Annotated in this window: 16 protein-coding genes; 4 read left to right on the top strand and 12 right to left on the bottom strand. The window is 56.6% G+C overall.

Annotated elements, in window-relative coordinates:
- The first annotated feature begins 26 nt into the window (after positions 1-26).
- On the top strand, positions 27-1,391 hold the full coding sequence (locus CHU70_RS09200) for a DUF349 domain-containing protein (RefSeq protein WP_049189635.1): 1,365 nt from the start codon (positions 27-29) through the stop codon (positions 1,389-1,391).
- A 164-nt stretch (positions 1,392-1,555) separates the two neighbouring features.
- Here CHU70_RS09200 and CHU70_RS09195 read toward each other — a convergent pair whose 3' ends face one another.
- From CHU70_RS09195 to CHU70_RS09175, 5 genes are all read right to left on the bottom strand, one after another.
- The gene (locus tag CHU70_RS09195; RefSeq protein WP_241482392.1) at positions 1,556-2,305 is read right to left on the bottom strand and encodes a hypothetical protein; all 750 of its coding nucleotides are present in this window, start codon (positions 2,303-2,305) and stop codon (positions 1,556-1,558) included.
- Positions 2,298-3,845: a tRNA (N6-isopentenyl adenosine(37)-C2)-methylthiotransferase MiaB gene (miaB, locus tag CHU70_RS09190; RefSeq protein ID WP_070595180.1), complete on the bottom strand. Its 1,548-nt coding sequence runs from the start codon at positions 3,843-3,845 to the stop codon at positions 2,298-2,300. The genes CHU70_RS09195 and miaB overlap by 8 nt, the downstream gene beginning before the upstream one ends.
- A gap of 106 nt (positions 3,846-3,951) precedes the next feature.
- Positions 3,952-4,560, bottom strand: coding sequence for a regulatory protein RecX (locus CHU70_RS09185; protein WP_070595178.1), 609 nt, complete (start codon positions 4,558-4,560; stop codon positions 3,952-3,954).
- A 43-nt stretch (positions 4,561-4,603) separates the two neighbouring features.
- Positions 4,604-5,707 (bottom strand): recombinase RecA, encoded by a 1,104-nt coding sequence (gene recA / locus CHU70_RS09180; RefSeq protein ID WP_049170952.1) that lies wholly within the window; start codon positions 5,705-5,707, stop codon positions 4,604-4,606.
- 316 nt (positions 5,708-6,023) lie between these two features.
- A complete protein-coding gene (locus CHU70_RS09175; protein ID WP_005509697.1) occupies positions 6,024-6,257 on the bottom strand; it encodes a DUF3046 domain-containing protein in 234 nt (77 codons plus the stop codon).
- A gap of 79 nt (positions 6,258-6,336) precedes the next feature.
- Here CHU70_RS09175 and CHU70_RS09170 point away from each other — a divergent pair, with 79 nt between their 5' ends.
- From CHU70_RS09170 to CHU70_RS09160, 3 genes are read left to right on the top strand one after another with little or no spacing between them, the layout of a single operon-like run.
- Positions 6,337-6,954, top strand: coding sequence for a biotin transporter BioY (locus tag CHU70_RS09170; protein WP_016422610.1), 618 nt, complete (start codon positions 6,337-6,339; stop codon positions 6,952-6,954).
- A 34-nt stretch (positions 6,955-6,988) separates the two neighbouring features.
- The gene (locus CHU70_RS09165) at positions 6,989-7,690 is read left to right on the top strand and encodes an energy-coupling factor ABC transporter ATP-binding protein (protein WP_016422609.1); all 702 of its coding nucleotides are present in this window, start codon (positions 6,989-6,991) and stop codon (positions 7,688-7,690) included.
- Complete coding sequence (locus CHU70_RS09160; protein WP_049170855.1) at positions 7,687-8,307, top strand: energy-coupling factor transporter transmembrane protein EcfT; 621 nt, start codon at positions 7,687-7,689, stop codon at positions 8,305-8,307. The genes CHU70_RS09165 and CHU70_RS09160 overlap by 4 nt, the downstream gene beginning before the upstream one ends.
- A 5-nt stretch (positions 8,308-8,312) precedes the next feature.
- Here the strand turns inward: CHU70_RS09160 and CHU70_RS09155 are convergent, their stop codons facing one another.
- The 7 genes from CHU70_RS09155 to CHU70_RS09125 all read right to left on the bottom strand — a co-directional run bounded on the left by CHU70_RS09155 (position 8,313) and on the right by CHU70_RS09125 (position 16,322).
- Positions 8,313-9,140, bottom strand: coding sequence for a PspA/IM30 family protein (locus tag CHU70_RS09155; RefSeq protein ID WP_005509356.1), 828 nt, complete (start codon positions 9,138-9,140; stop codon positions 8,313-8,315).
- A gap of 141 nt (positions 9,141-9,281) precedes the next feature.
- On the bottom strand, positions 9,282-9,716 hold the full coding sequence (locus CHU70_RS09150; RefSeq protein WP_070595175.1) for a helix-turn-helix domain-containing protein: 435 nt from the start codon (positions 9,714-9,716) through the stop codon (positions 9,282-9,284).
- Between the two features lie 51 nt (positions 9,717-9,767).
- Complete coding sequence (locus tag CHU70_RS09145) at positions 9,768-10,310, bottom strand: CinA family protein (RefSeq protein WP_016422606.1); 543 nt, start codon at positions 10,308-10,310, stop codon at positions 9,768-9,770.
- Between the two features lie 24 nt (positions 10,311-10,334).
- Positions 10,335-10,901 carry a CDP-diacylglycerol--glycerol-3-phosphate 3-phosphatidyltransferase gene (pgsA, locus tag CHU70_RS09140; protein ID WP_016422605.1) on the bottom strand — a complete coding sequence of 189 codons (567 nt, stop codon included), beginning with the start codon at positions 10,899-10,901 and terminating at the stop codon, positions 10,335-10,337.
- A 31-nt stretch (positions 10,902-10,932) separates the two neighbouring features.
- Entirely contained in the window at positions 10,933-12,066 is a 1,134-nt protein-coding gene (locus CHU70_RS09135; protein WP_016422604.1) for a TerC family protein, read from the bottom strand.
- A 236-nt stretch (positions 12,067-12,302) separates the two neighbouring features.
- Complete coding sequence (locus CHU70_RS09130) at positions 12,303-15,599, bottom strand: DNA translocase FtsK (protein WP_070595173.1); 3,297 nt, start codon at positions 15,597-15,599, stop codon at positions 12,303-12,305.
- Positions 15,600-15,704: 105 nt separating this feature from the next.
- Positions 15,705-16,322, bottom strand: coding sequence for a TIGR03085 family metal-binding protein (locus CHU70_RS09125; protein WP_049170848.1), 618 nt, complete (start codon positions 16,320-16,322; stop codon positions 15,705-15,707).
- Between the last annotated feature and the right edge of the window lie 48 nt (positions 16,323-16,370).

Below are 16,370 nucleotides of genomic sequence, written 5' to 3'. Positions count from 1 at the left end.
TGAAGATTGGAAGAGGTTTACCCACTATGACCGGTACCAGCAATTCCCCTAAGCCAGGTCCACGCCCGGGTCCACGTCCGGGACCTCGACCAGGCGCAATGCCGGCTCATCGTAAGGCCCCTGGAGCTACTCCAGCGCCTGCGGGGTCGGCCGCTGTGGCACATGCCGTCCACAATGATCCAAAGAAGTTTGGCCGCATTGATCAAGACGGCACTGTTTGGCTGGTCACCAGCGCCGGCGAGCGCAATATTGGTTCCTGGCAGGCCGGCACCGTAGAAGAGGGTTATGCCCACTACGGCAAGCGCTACGAGGATCTGGCCACCGAGGTCGAGCTACTGGAATCTCGTGTAGTCTCCCACCCGCAGGAGGCAAAGACCATTTCTCACAACGCAGTTGAACTGCGTGAGAGCCTTGCCACCGCCACGGTTCTCGGCGATATCGATGCGCTGGATAAGCGCCTTGCAGAGGTCATTGCCACCTCCCACGTCGCAGAGGAGAAAGTCGCTCACGACAAGGCAGAGCGCCGTAAGAACGCCATCGCACGTAAGGAAGAGCTCGCCGCAGAGGCCGAGGAGCTCGCAGAGAACTCCACCGAGTGGAAGGTCGCCGGCGACCGTATCCGCGAGATTCTCACGGAGTGGAAGCAGATTCGCGGCATCGACCGCAAAACTGATGATCAACTCTGGCGCCGTTACTCTCGCGCGCGTGATTCTTTCAACCGCCGCCGCGGTGCCCATTTTGCGGAACTGGACCGCAACCGTGCGGCTGCTCGCCGCGTTAAGGAGGACATCATTGAGCGAGCTGAGGCCCTGAAGACCTCCACTGATTGGGGTGGCACCGCTGCTGCCTTCCGTGACCTGATGGCTGAGTGGAAGGCCGCTGGTCGAGCCCCACGCGAGGTCGATGACAAGCTGTGGGCGCAGTTCAAGGCCGCCCAGGATGAGTTCTTTGGTGCTCGCAACGCGGTCAACGAAGCTCGAGACAAGGAGTTCGAGGAAAACGCTGCGGCCAAGGACGCACTGCTGGCTGAATACGAAGACCGCATTGATCCGTCCAAGGGCCTCGATCACGCTCGCAACGAACTGCGTCAGTTGCAGGAGAAATGGGAGGCCATCGGCTTTGTGCCGCGTGGTCGTGTGCGTGAGTATGAAAACCGCATTGGCGCACTGGAAAAGCGCGTCTCCGATGCTGCCGATTCGCAGTGGCGCCGTACCGACCCCGAAGCACAGGCTCGCGTCCAGCAGTTCGCCAACCGCGCAGCGGAGTTTGAGCAGAAGGCCGCCGAACTCGAGGCGAAGGGCAAGGCTTCTCAGGCCGCCAAGGCTCGGGAGCAGGCCGAACAGTGGCGACAGTGGGCAGAGCAGGCCGCGGAGACTCTCAAGGAGCTCTAACAGAAGCTAGTTGTGTGTCGGGGAAGCAGGTTCTCGCTCTCCGGCGTCCGCAACAGAATCCTGGCTCAGCTACGCGCTGGCAACGCGTCGATGGTTAAAAGTAAGGGGCTCTCTTCCGGAATGGAAGAGAGCCCCATACTTACTGCGCTAGTTAAAAAGTCTCACTACTCGTCGCTGACCTGTTCGTCCTTTTCGCCGGTCTGCTGAGAGACATTATCCGCGCTACTGCCCTGCTGGACACGATTGCGTCGGCGAGCGCGTTCACGGCGGTCGTCGACGACCTCAACATCCGTAGTCGTATTCGGGGTCAGGCCCGCCCGCAGGTAAACCTGCTGCGCGCGCAGTACCGGATCGGTGTCAGCGTGCTTGCGACGTTTCGTCGCGATTGCGAGCTGCTCCTTACTACGTCGGAAAGCGATGAAAGTCACGGAGATGGCCAGTAGAAAACTGCAGAAAATACCGAGCATCAGGCCGAAGGAAATACCCTCGCCGGCCAGTTCCTGTGGACGAGACTGACGCATCCAACCAGCGAAGACTGAGTAGACCATCTGAATACAGGCAAAAAACCAGGTGACGAATGCGAGAATCGTCGTCCGCGTAATCAGCGTGGCAATAGCTAGCAAGACACCTACCACCACGAGAATGGAGTAAATTCGCTCCGGTCGAGTCGTGAAGTACTGATGCGCAACATCCGTATCCAGCAACACATCAAAGCCCAAAACAACGCCCGAGTGCGGAAGGAAGAAACTCGTAATGAGGCCGATGACGGCAACCATCATCGGAATCACTGCACGGCCGAGATCCAGCTCGCCAGCGACCTTGCGCTCCTGAACCCGCAACGCCTGCGCGGATTCCACCGACTGCTCGCTAGTGGATTCCATATCACTTTCCGGCGAAGCCTTGTCACTACTCACAGCCGCATCCCTCACTTACACTCGTTTTCTCCGGGCGCCCAATCTTTGGCAAGCCCAGACCAACTCCAATCGGAGCGGTCGTCGGAGTCTGACCGACCTCTACATTATCCCCCGCCTTAGTGCGGCGGTGTGTGAGCACTCCGGAGTCGGCAATGAGGAAGTGCGGTGCGAAGTCGGTCACGCGTACTGTCACGTAATCACCTGGGCGAATCTTGCGGTCGACGACGCCTGGTTCGCTTTCCGACGGGCTGAAGTGCACCAGGCGGCCATCCCGACTCCGACCTGACATGCGATGAGTCTCCGCATTCTTACGGCCATCGGACTGGCTGACCAGCAGCTCGACTTCCCGGCCGACTAGCTTAGCGTTTTCTTCCTCGGAAATACGCTCCTGAAGCGCTAGCAGCCGACCATAGCGTTCCTTCACAACCTGTGGTGGAACCTGATCCGCCATGGTTGCCGCCGGAGTTCCCGGGCGGGGCGAGTATTGGAAGGTGAACGCCGAGCTAAAACGAGCCTTTTCCACCACGTCGAGAGTTTGCTGGAAGTCCTCTTCAGTCTCGCCTGGGAAACCGACAATGATGTCAGTGGTAATGGCCGCGTCCGGCATTTTTTCCCTAACCTTCTCCAGAATTCCCAGGAATTTCTTGGTGCGGTAGGAACGGCGCATGTCTTTCAGCACTCGGTCGGAACCGGACTGTAGTGGCATGTGTAGCTGATGAACCACATTCGGTGTCTCCGCCATAGCGTCGATGACATCATCGGTGAACTCAGCTGGGTGCGGAGACGTAAAGCGCACGCGCTCCAACCCCTCAATCTGGCCGCAGGCGCGCAACAACTTGGAAAAAGCCGAGCGGTCGCGTTCCATGTCAGGGTCGGCGAAGTTAACACCATAGGCGTTGACATTCTGTCCGAGGAGGGTGACGTCAGTAACGCCCTGCTCCACGAGTGCCTGTACCTCAGCGAGAATCTCGCCCGGACGACGATCGCGTTCCTTACCACGCAAACTGGGGACGATGCAGAAGGTGCACGTGTTATTGCAGCCTACGGAAATACTCACCCAACCTGCATAAGTGGATTCACGCTTGGCCGGCAGCACCGAGGGAAATTCTTCCAGCGCGTCCTTAATCTCGACTTCAGCCCGGTCATTATGAGCGGCGCGTTCCAACAAAGCTGGCAACGAACCCAAGTTATGCGTGCCGAAGACTACGTCCACCCATGGGGCCTTCTTTACGACGACGTCCTTATCCTTCTGGGCCAAGCAGCCACCGACGGCAATCTGCATGCCTGGGTGAGCATCCTTGACCGGTTTGAGCTGTCCCAATGTGCCATAGAGGCGATTGTCCGCATTCTCTCGAACGGCACAGGTGTTGAAAACGACCAGATCAGGATTATCGCCTTCTGCAGCCGCTACATAACCGTTTTCTTCCAGCAAGCCAGACAGTCGTTCCGAGTCATGGACGTTCATCTGACAACCGAACGTACGTACCTCATATGTGCGAGGCGAAGACTGCTGCTGAGAGTTCAAAGAAGGGGTAGTCACGGCAGTTTAGGTTAGCTGTTTATGGCCCATTTCCCCAATCAGCGACCCCTTTAAACCTGACGGGTCCGCAGCCGGCGTGCTAATCCGGCGTGCGGTGGCACCGGCGCTAATCTGTGTCCTCTTCGAGTTCCCGGTATCGCTCTTCTAACTGATCCCGAGCAATGCTCATGGACAATTCAGAGGGGAAACCGCGCCGCGCCAGCACACCGACGACTTTGCGTAAATCCTTTTGCTTGGTGTTGAAGTCAGGTGCCACTGTTTTAATAGTGGCCGCTTTCTTCGCCGCTAGCTTCCGGGCGACTTCTTCTTCCGCGTTGTGCGTAATCTGCTCCAACGCATCTGCACGAAGCGAAGCATCAATGCCCTTTTCCTGCAGCTCCCGGTTCAAAACCATCTTCGACTTGCCGCGACTGGCAAAGCGCTGCCGCACCCATTCGGATGCGAAAAGCTCGTCATTAACCAATCCACTTCGGGTCAGGTCATCAACGACTTCTTCAATCATCGAGGTTGGAAACTCCTCGACTGCCTCGAGCCTTTCTACGAGTTCCTTGCGGGAACGCATTCGCTGATCGAGCAAGCGCAGTGCCTTAGCACGAATCGGGGCCTTGGATTCCTCACGACCCGCATCGTAGAGCGAACCACCGTCAGCTTCCGCAATCTGCTGAGCAAGCTTTTCGATAGTCTCCCGCACATCGCGGCCGTTACGATCCTCCACGGTCCTCTCTTTTCGTGTGTCGCGGCACTACGCCGTGAGCTAGCTAGTCTTCCAAATCATCGAAGTCGATGTCCGGCACGACATCGACAGGGGCATCGATATCGGTCTCATCCTCGACCTCCGCGAATTCCCCGACACCGAGCTTCTTCTTAATCTTGACTTCGATTTCCTGGGCAATTTCTGGATTCTCGCGCAGGTGCATACGAGCCTTTTCCTTGCCCTGACCCAACTGATCGCCCTCGTAGGTAAACCACGAACCGGACTTCTTGACAATGCCGTTATCAACGCCCATGTCAATCAACGAGCCCTCACGCGAAATGCCCTCGCCGTAGATGATGTCAAACTCTGCCTGCTTGAACGGCGGCGACACCTTGTTCTTGACTACCTTCAAGCGCGTGCGGTTACCCACCGCATCCTGGCCGTCCTTCAACGTCTGAATTCGGCGTACGTCACAGCGAACGGAAGCGTAGAACTTCAGTGCTTTACCACCCGTGGTGGTCTCAGGAGAGCCGAACATGACGCCAATCTTTTCACGCAGCTGGTTAATGAAGATGGCAGTGGTGCCGGTGTGGGACAGCGCACCAGTCATCTTGCGCAGCGCCTGACTCATCAACCGCGCCTGCAGGCCAACGTGGGAATCGCCCATTTCACCGTCGATTTCAGCCTTCGGAGTCAACGCGGCCACCGAGTCAACCACGATGATGTCAATAGCACCGGAACGCACCAACATATCTGTAATCTCAAGTGCCTGCTCACCGGTATCTGGTTGGGATACCAGAAGGTTGTCCGTATCTACTCCAAGCTTGCGCGCATAAACCGGATCCAGCGCATGCTCCGCATCAATAAATGCGGCAATACCGCCCTGCCGCTGCGCCTCTGCAATAGCATGCAGTGCGACTGTGGTCTTACCTGAGGATTCTGGACCATAGATTTCTACGATACGACCACGCGGGAACCCGCCCAGGCCCAAGGCCACGTCGATAGCGATATTGCCGGAGGGAATAACCTGAATTGGAGGACGATTGTCGTCCCCCAGGCGCATAACTGCACCCTTACCAAAGTCCTTCTCAATGTTCGCCAGAGCTACATCGAGCGCCTTCAGGCGATCATTGCCCTGGTTCGAAGCCGTAGCCTTCTTACGAGCCATAGTTCGTTGTTCTTCCTCATTGTCATTGTCGCGGTCATTGTCGCGTACGGTATCGGGTTCTGGAGCCGTACTCAGAGAATGTGTCTCCCGATTTTCATCCAAAACAGAAACTTCGCTCACACTTAATTAGGCGCGAAACTAGCCGTTCCGGTTCCAAATTGGTCCGCGACACCTCTACTGCCGGTTACACCCGGAAGTTATACCGAATCAGACGGATTGACTTCATCAGCACTTTCGATAATATGCGAAACCCTGTTCGAATGGCAACGACACGCAAGAGCCGTCGGCAAGCATTCACCGTCGTCTACGCCGGAACCTATTCGTCAGGACCGTACCAGCGGTCTTCAGGAATATCGTGTTCCCTACACAGCGCCCACCAGATATCCCGAGGTTCGACCCCGTCCTCGAGCAGTTCCGCGGGAGTTTTTCCATATTCCATCAGTACGTGGGAATGCAACAGCCACGGGCCGTGCTGAGGCCCAAATTCGTGGTTGACGAAGTTGTGAAAATCGGCCAATCGCATGAGACCAACGTACAAGATACCTGTCACTGATACCTACCTGGGCGCCTTTTTGCATAGACGAATCCCCGGTCCCCTGCCTGAACAGTGCTCAACTCAGGGGTTTAAGATGAGAGCTGTGAATAATTCCAAGGTGTATGACCTCACTATTATCGCTGCTTTCGCAGCACTAATCATCGTGCTCGGCGGCATTGCCATTCCCGTTGGCGGCCTCGGCGTGCCAATCGTGCTACAGAACATGGGCATCGCACTGGCCGGGATGATTCTCGGATTCAAACGTGGCGGCCTCGCCACTACCCTGTTCCTGGCTGTTGGTCTCGTGGGTGTCCCAAACATGGCGGGCTGGAAACCACTTCTCGCCGCACTCCCCGGCCCTACCGTGGGTTACATTGTCGGCTATTTAATTGCCGGTTTCGCAATCGGCGCGATTGCCCAGCAAGCACCACGGGCGAAGGTTTCACGAATCAGCGTCTTCATCGGCGCAGGCCTCGTCGGAGTTCTACTACAGTACTTCTTCGGATCTGTCGGATTGACTTGGCGTATGGGACTTAGCTTCACCGACGCACTGATTACCAACGTCCCGTTTATCCCAGGCGACGTGGCAAAGGTTGTCGTAGCCGCGCTTATTGCTACTGCCGTACTGCAGGCTTTCCCTGATTTGCTTCCCGACGCTGCCAACCGTAAGCAAAGTCGTTTGGTTAAGGAAGCAGCCACCTCGGGCAATTAACCCCACAGAATTAGAAAGGGTCTCGAGTCGCACTATGCCCACCATCGCTTTTGACCGCGCGTCCGCAACCTATTCGGGACGCCAGATACTGAAGCCGACCACGCTAACTCTCACAGAGAACCGCATTGGCATTATCGGCGAAAACGGTGGCGGTAAGTCCACGCTGGTGCGACTCATTAACGGCCTGGGCCCGGTCACTGGTGGCACGGTCACGTATGAGGGCATGAATGTCGCAAAGCAGGCAAAGGCAATTCGCAAGAATGTCGGCTTCATCTTTTCTGATGCGGATAACCAAATTGTGATGCCGACAGTCGCAGAGGACATTGCCTTTTCACTACGCAAGCGAAAACTGCCAAAGGATGAGCGCAACCAGCTGGTGCAGGAAGCTCTTGAGCGATTTGGGCTCGCCAATCATGCTGACGCCTCGCCACACTTGCTCTCGGGTGGACAAAAACAGCTACTGGCGCTGGCGGCAGTGTTAATTCTTAATCCCACGACCATTATTGCCGATGAGCCCACTACGCTCCTCGACTTGCGCAATCGTCTCCACATTCGGAGTATTTTCGCCCAGCTTGAGCAGCAAATTATCGTGGTCACTCATGATCTGGATTTTCTTATGGACTTCGACCGGGTTATCCGCGTAAGCGCAGGAGAAATCGTCGACGACGGTGCGCCGAAGGAAGTTATTGACCGATACGTCAGCGATATGACTCGTGCGGAAGAAGGCCGCTCATGATTCATCCAGCCGATGTCCCGTTAGGGCTTTACCTAAACCATAAGTCGCCTGTGCACAGGCTCCCGACGGCCCCCAAACTCATCATTGTCATCGCATTTTTATTGCTCACCGGGATTCTCGTGGATACCTGGCTAGGCGGGGCGATTGCCCTGGCAATTGTCACCCTCGCTTATGCGGTGGCCAAGGTGCCACCAATGGTTGCTTTCCGACAGCTCCGTGGAGCCGTAGTCATTTTGGCGCTGCTTTCGCTTCTCCTGTGGTGGCGCGCCGGGGGTGAGCAAGCGCTGACGACCTTCCTCGCGCTTCTCGCCGCAATCGCAGCGGCAATATTGCTAACGCTGACGACCCGCGTCAGCGACATCATGGATACTTTGACCACTGCGATGCAGCCGTTCGCCCGTTTCGGCCTACCAGTCGACACCATCGCGCTCGCACTATCGCTGACGCTGCGTATGATTCCGCTTCAGGTTATGGCCGCTGCCGAGGTACTGGAGGCTCGAAAAGCACGAGGGGCTGCCGGCTCAATCATTGCCTTCGGCGTACCTGTGGTCATCCGAACCATTAATCGCTCGAAGGCAATGGGTGATTCGCTAATCGCACGTGGTGAAGGTGAGTAGGAGAATTAATTGCCCTCACGCAGCTGGCGCATGCGCTCAGCAACAGCAGGGTCAACGTTGGAGGCAGCGCTTCCCTCGATGGACTTCTGAGCCTCGCCACCAGAGAGCTCGTTGCCACCGTTCATTTCTGCGCGGATTTGCTCCAGGCGAGAGTGCCCAGCAAGCTGAACGCCTGCGGCCTCTACCTCAGCCATACGCCCCTGAACCGAGTTCTGAGCTAGCTCGGCCTGACCAAGAGCGTTAGCGTAACGACGCTCAATCTTGTCACGAACCTGATCCAGATTAGGTGTAGCCCCCGAAGAAATCTGATTCATCGACTGCAGGGACTCAGAGACTTTCTCCTGCATCTTTGCTTGCTCCAGCTGGCTGAGGAGCTTTGCGCGCTCCGCGACCTTCTGCTGCAGCTGCATGGAATTACGCTCGACGGCCTTCTTAGCCTGAGCCGCCTGCTGCAGCGACTGATCGTGCAGAGCCTTCAAATCTTCTACCGACTGCTCAGCAGTAACCAACTGAGCTGCGAAAGCCTCAGCTGCGTTCTCATACTCCGTAGCCTTGGCAGTATCCCCCTCAGCACGAGCCTTGTCAGCGAGCTGCAATGCCTGACGAGTGTTCCCCTGCAGCTTCTCAATCTCAGCGAGCTGACGGTTAAGGCGCATTTCCAGCTGGCGCTGATTACCAATCACCGCCGCTGCCTGCTGCGATAGTTCCTGGTGCTGCCGCTGGGCATCCTCGATAGCCTGCTGAATCTGCACCTTCGGATCAGCGTTTTCCTCAATCTTGGAATCAAAAGCGGCCATCAAGTAATTCCACAGCTTTACAAATGGATTAGCCATAGCGTCCCATACACCTTTCTTATTGCAACTACCTCAAAGCAGGTCTGTGCTTATCGCGCACCCAATCTTAACTAAAGCCGAGCGTCTTCGGGTGCTAAGTACCGGAGCAATGGAATGAAATTCCATCGCCGCAACCAATTTCTACATCGCTGCCAATTCTGGGCTCGCCGAATGCAGGGCCATCGCTGTGGCTGCTTCCATCATCAAATCCGACACCGTCACACCAAGCGCCGCGCATACCGACGCCAGCAGCTCAGATGAGACTTCTTTCCGTCCACGCTCAAGCTCAGACAAATAACCAGGGCTAATAGCCGCATTTTCAGAAAGCTCACGCAGCGTCTGTCCACTGCGCGAACGGATATCACGCAGCGTCTCCCCCAGTGCCTCTCGCAGGAGTGGCTCACGGGATTCTCCCCGTTCCGCCAAATCCTGTGCCGTTAACTTTGCAACCGATCCAGGCTGCTCCCCTACAGCCACCCGCGCCGACGGTGCTGTGGCATCCATGGAAACTTCGAAAGCGGCAGCGCTATCTACCTCTGGGTAGCGAATGGTCATAAGTGCAGTATTGTTGGTCATCACTTTCTCTAACGCTTTAGAAGGCCGACCTGTTCCCAATTTTCAAAAATTCTACTCACCGTCGAGATTCTGCAACAACAGTTCTAACGCCAATACCACTGCTTGACGACGAATCTCCGCGCGCGACCCCTCTTTATTCACCGGCAACCTAACAGCAGTTACCCCATCAAGGTACGAAACTCCCGGCGGTTTCAGACCACACCAGACTTCACCTACTGGGTGCCCATCCTGCATCGCTGGACCAGCAACGCCAGTTAGCGAAATCCCCCAGTCCGCCACTGCTTTATTTGCCACTCCAAGTGCCATATACCGGGCCGTCAACTCGGACACGGGGCCATATGCGGCCAAAGCATCCTTTGGCACGTCGGCAAGCAACGCCTTCGTGTCAGTGGCGTAAGTGACCACGCCACCGCGGAGAACGGCGGAGGCTCCCGGTACGGAGGCAACTGTAGCGCAGAGAAGACCTGCGGTAAGTGATTCTGCGGCTGCAAAAGTCTCGCCACGAGCCGTAAGCGTTTGGACGAGTTGAAGCGAAACGCCATCGACACCGTCAGCGTTTTCGTCGCTCTGGGCGAGGCGTTCGACTGTGTTCACAGCTTTACCCTCCACTTAATTTCTCTACGAGACCTTTCGCGCATCCACAATGTACTGGATACCAGTACCGACGGTGACGACAATGGCGGCAACCATCACAATCCAGGACGGCCAGAACAACCAGTCCACTGGCATCAGGAAGAGCCCCACTGCTACAGACTGCAGGACCGTCTTTATCTTGCCGCCCCGAGAAGCCGGAACAACACGCCCCTGACGCAGGGCGAACATACGCCAGATGGTGATGCCACCTTCGCGAATCACGATGATGACAGTCACCCACCACGGCAGAATGTCGATGATGTTCATACCAATCAGCGCAGCCAGCATTAGAGCCTTATCGGCAATCGGATCGGCAATCTTGCCAAAGTCGGTAATGAGGTTACGGCTACGTGCGAGGTGCCCGTCCAACTTGTCAGTCGCCATCAGAAGCGCGAATACGACAAACGACCACCAGCGCCAATTGGTGGCTTCGCCGCCCTCCTGAAGAAGTACCCACAGGAACACCGGTACTCCGAGGATGCGAAGCACGGTCAGGAAATTGGGCAAGTTCCAGTTGGAAACACGGCTTGTATCAGCACTTGGAGCAGTCACAGTTGTTACCTTATCTCACAATCGTGTTCGATTAACGCCCAGGCTCGTTCTTACCGGTGTGTGAACCGTTAGTTTCGCTTCCGGCCGACGTTGACCCCTCACTGACAGAAGTAGAGGAGGCGTGAGAGCCGAGGCCATCGCGGCTTCCATCATCATCGTGGTGAACACGCGGAAGGGCAATCGCACCCATGTTTTCATCACGCTTGCTCTTGAGCCACGATGCCAGGACAGTCACCACCAGAACGATGACGATGACCGCCAGCGACGCCCAGGTCGATACTTCAGGCACCGACACGTTCTCACCGCTGTTGATAAACGGCAGGTTGTTTTCATGCAGTGCGTGCAACAGCAACTTCACACCAATAAAGGCCAGGATGACACCCAGGCCATAAGCCAGGTACACCAAGCGATCCAGCAGACCGTCGAGCAGGAAGTACATCTGTCGCAACCCCATGAGAGCAAGGGCATTTGCAGTAAAGACGATATATGCCTCATCCGTCAGGCCGTAGATAGCCGGGATAGAGTCAAACGCAAACATCACATCGATAAAACCGATGGACACCAGCGCGATGGCAAGTGGAGTCAAGTAACGCTTGCCGTTTTCCTTAACGGTCAGCTTGTCCTTGTTGTAATGGTCCGAAATTGGGACGATTCGACGCAGCCATTGAATCAGCTTCATATCCGACGGATCGGGTTCCGGCTTATCGACGGCTTCGTCGTACACCGTCTTGATAGCCGTGTAAATCAGGAAGATTGCAAACAGGTAGAAAACGTCAGACCACTTGGCAATAACTGCCGCACCAGCCCAAATGAACAGGCCTCTGAATACCAGCGCCATCGCAATACCGAACAGCAAAACCTTTTGTTGGTACTGGCGCGGAATCTTGAATGCGCCGATGATGAGTGCAAAGACAAATAGATTGTCTACGCTGAGCGCCTTTTCGGTGATATAGCCCGATAGAAACTCAATGCCTCGGTGGTGATCCCATAACAACCACACCATTCCGCCGAAAATTAATGCCAAGACTACGTAGAAAGCGGTCCAGATGCCGGCTTCCTTCATAGTTGGGTTATGCGGCGTGCGAACGTGTGCATAGAAGTCAAAGGCGATAAAACCCATGACGACCACAATGGTGATAATCCATACCAATGCGGGGACATGCATATTAAAAAAAGACCTCCGGTCGTGCGAACATGAACCGGAGGTCTCTCCTGCTTCTGCCATAGTGGCAAAAGTGACGGCACCGGGATTCGATGTGCGCAAGACGAGTCTGTGCGTCCAATCCGTGCTGACGATAACCGTCACGGGCTAGCGGAAAACATCCACTTTTACCGGGGATACTCCCCTCCACGTGTGCCGACTATACACGCAATCAGAAACGGCGGTAAGGCTGGGTCGTCCTACGCCATAGACTGATTCGGATCAGCGTCGACTACGTTTACTTCTTCCTTAGGAGCATCCTCCGGGTTTGCGCCCTTGATCATCCACTTAATGGTTTCGAGCTCCTCTGGTTTGACCAGCACCTCACGTGCCTTAGATCCCTCTGACGGTCCAACCACTCCGCGAGTTTCCATCAGATCCATCAGTCGACCGGCCTTGGCGAAACCGACTCGCATCTTGCGCTGCAACATCGAGGTCGATCCGTGCTGTGCGGTGACCACCAGCTCGACTGCCTGAAGCAAATCTTCCAGGTCATCTCCGATATCGGGGTCAATGTTGCGCTCAGCCTCAGCACTCTTATCCTCCGTGACACCCTCGGTGTAATCCGGCTCGGCCTGCGCCTTAGCTGCATCGACTACTGCCTGAATCTCTTCGTCTGTGACGAAGGCCCCCTGAAGACGTCGCGGCTTGCCTGCACCCTGTGGGATGAACAGGCCATCGCCCATACCAATGAGCTTTTCAGCACCGCCCTGGTCAAGAATGACGCGGGAGTCCGTGAGCGACGAGGTAGCGAATGCCAGTCTCGATGGCACGTTCGTCTTAATCAAGCCGGTGACCACATCCACAGACGGACGCTGCGTAGCCAGCACCAAGTGGATACCGGCAGCACGGGCCTTTTGCGTGATGCGCACAATCGCATCTTCGATATCGCGGGGTGCGGTCATCATCAGGTCTGCCAACTCGTCAACGACACAGACAATGTACGGGTACGGACGGTACTCGCGCTCCGAGCCAAGTGGGGTCGTAATCTCACCGGACTTGACCTTACGGTTGAAGTCCTTGATGTGACGGACGCGGGCGGCCTTCATGTCCATGTAGCGCTGTTCCATCTCTTCAACCAGCCACTGCAGAGCCGCCGCGGCCTTCTTCGGCTGAGTGATGATTGGCGTAATCAGGTGAGGAATCCCCTCATATGGAGTCAGCTCGACCATCTTCGGGTCCACCAGAATCAGGCGGACATCCTCCGGGGTCGCACGAGTCAGCAGCGAAACCAACATCGAATTTACGAACGCGGACTTACCCGAACCGGTCGAACCGGCAACGAGAAGGTGCGGCATTTTCTGGATGGAGTGCGAGATAAACTCGCCCTCAATATCCTTACCGAGACCGATCAGCATCGGGTCATCGTTCGCAACGGTCTTGGGCGCGTTGAGTACGTCGGCAAGCCGAACCATCTCACGGTCGTTGTTCGGCACCTCGATACCAACGGCCGACTTTCCCGGAATCGGAGTCAGTAAGCGGACATTGTCGGTCGCTACCGCGTAGGCAATGTTGGACTGCAGGTTCGTGATCTTCGAGACCTTCACGCCCGGGCCAAGCTCGACCTCGTAGCGAGTCACCGTCGGACCGCGAGAGAAACCAGTCACCGCAGCATCGACCTTGAATTCTGCGAATACTTCAGTAATCGCCTCAATCATGCGGTCGTTCGTCGCCGTACGTGTCTTGGGACGCTCACCTGGAATCAACAAATTAGTCGATGGCAGGTGGTAGTCAGATTCCGGCGTGCGTGCCGACGAACCGGAAGTACCCTCGGCATCCTTTTCCAATTCAGACTTCGGAGTTGTGGCCGGAATCTTAGAGGCATCGATACCAGAACGAGCGGCAATGGCATCCATTGTGCGGCGGGTAGCCTCAGACACTGCATCCCGCGAATCATCGACAGACGACTCGCCCTGCGGCGCGCTCGCCGGCTCTACGGCCTCAGGTTGAACAGCGGGCTGTTTCGGAGCTCGGGAATCGGAAACACAATTCCGTTCGCTGTTATTAGCTGCAGCAGCCTCCTGCGTCGGGTACTCGGAGTACTCGTCATAATCCTCGTCGACAGCGTGGTAGTTCGTGCCCCCGACAGCTGGAATAGTCGATTCTGTCTCAGCGGTGTCGCGATGTACTGCATCCGACTGAGCTTCCTCCACGTACTCAGCTGCCGGAAACGCCGGCTCCACTGGGGAAACTCGATTGGAGTGCGGTGCCCCATTCCGGACATCGAACACTGTGGTCTTTGCCGAATCGTAGTCGACATCCTCAACCTGACGGGCACGTCGCGGAGCCTGTCGGTTCCTCTGCGGCTCTTCGTCCAAAAGATCGTAGAGGTTACCGTCAGTATCCGGTTCGTCGTAAGGCACGGGTTCGGGTGCGGATATACGGCTATCCGCGCCACGGCGGGACGCTCGGTAAGCAGGGCGACCGGTCGAACGAGACGAGGAATGTTGCGTGCGGCTGCTGTGGCTTGGGCGACGCTCAATTAGCTGCGTCGGCTGGTCAAAGTCCTCATCGGCATATGCGGTATCGGAATCCCAGCTCGCACGACGTTCCAGCATGTCATCGACATTGCCGTAGGGATCGTCCGATTCCGGCTCGTCGCCGGCACGACGCGAAGACCACTCGGAAAAGTTGAAGTATTCCTTAGTGGCATCGATAAGCTGGCGCACCGTCGCGCCAGAGAGCACCAGAGCGCCGTAAAAAACGATACCCAGCAACAAAACCACGGCGACCCACGAGGTAAACCCGGCTGCTAGCGGCGAACCGATATAACCACCAATTGCGCCACCAGCTGCACGTCGCCCCTGCCAGTCCGCAGGACGACCCGAGCCGATATGCACAATTGCGAGCAGCCCCACCACGATCAGCGAAGCTCCAGTGATGGTAGGTGTCAGACGTTCACGGCGCGGCATAGCATCCAGCATCATTAATACGGAAACAACACCGAGCAGCACCGGAAGTACAAAAGCGCCGATACCAATGAGCGTGCGCACTGCCGTTTCAATGAACTCCCCCACTGGCCCTGCCAGGTGGAACCATGTCGAGCCAGCGAGCACAATCGCCAACGCCAGCACGAGTAGTGCGAGGCCATCCTTCGATCCCGGTTCGCCACCCTCATCGAAGTCTGCGTCGAACTCGTCAGCTGGCACGGAGGCCGGTGCCGGCGGTTCAATTACATCGTCATAGCCGCTAGCTGCTTTACGACGCTTCCTACGGGGCTTCGTCGAAAAATCGGCGTCTCTTTCGCGCCGCGACATATTCTCCTCTTCGTTTCGCTTATTTTTGCGACCGCTGACCCGCCGGGCAAGACCGGCCACGCCGCGGGCAGTTTCAGTCCAGGCGCTGGCCAAGCTATTGGCCACGAACGACATGGCGCTAGGAGTGCGCTCGAATTCCTCCGTGGCGCTGTGCACGGGGTATCGCCGCGTGGCATCTGTCTCCGCAGAGCGGGAAGATCCACGACGATTGTCAGTTCTGGTTCGGCTGGTCGCAGACATGACCATTACCTTACAGCTAACACCGGATCGTTTTCACATTAGTCACACGCGTGTCATTGTTTAACAGGCGTGCTGTCGCGACCGTCCAGAACTGAGAACGTGATTTTAAAGACTGTTGCGCTTGATGCCCGATTCGTCACCGTCGATGGTGACGCGTACCTCGTCACGGCCATAGAGCCACAGCACCAGTTCCCCGACGCTTCCGCGGACAGTCACAACTGGAGCACCTTTAGCACTGTTGTCGATTAGGGTCACCGCAACTCCGTCGTCACGCATTAGCACCACGGTCGAGGTCGAACCGCGCAACATCATACGGCCGGCAGTAGTGACCAGACGCCACAGGTCCGACACTCCGGAGGGCGGCAGCTGACGAACGGTCCAGCCTTCCTGGGCACGACGGACATCCTCGTGATGGACGAAGTTCTCCGCAGCGTTGACGTAGCGGTCTGCCCAGTTCATTGGATTCCATCGCGGAGCACCACTACCCCACTTCCCCACCACTTCGACGTAGGGCATTCGATTGACCTCAGCGGTAACAGCATCGAGGCGGTCCGAAAGCGCCTTGACGAACATCCCGCCCGCGGCATCCAGACGGTTTTCACGAATGTACAGGTGGTTGGCAAGATCCCGGGTCGTCCACCCCTCGCACAAGGTCGGGGCGTCGGGGCCGACGCTGAGCAGTAGATTAGCTAGGTCTTCACGTTCCCGTTCAGCAAAAGTCATAGCTCCAGCCTAGACCAGGCACGGAGAAGCCCGCATCCACACGGTTGT

The organism is Corynebacterium sp. LK10 (genome assembly GCF_008042455.1).
Lineage (GTDB): Bacteria > Actinomycetota > Actinomycetes > Mycobacteriales > Mycobacteriaceae > Corynebacterium > Corynebacterium jeikeium_D.
The sequence above is the reverse complement of the archived record's forward strand: the minus strand, read 5'-3'. Positions and strand labels throughout refer to the sequence as shown.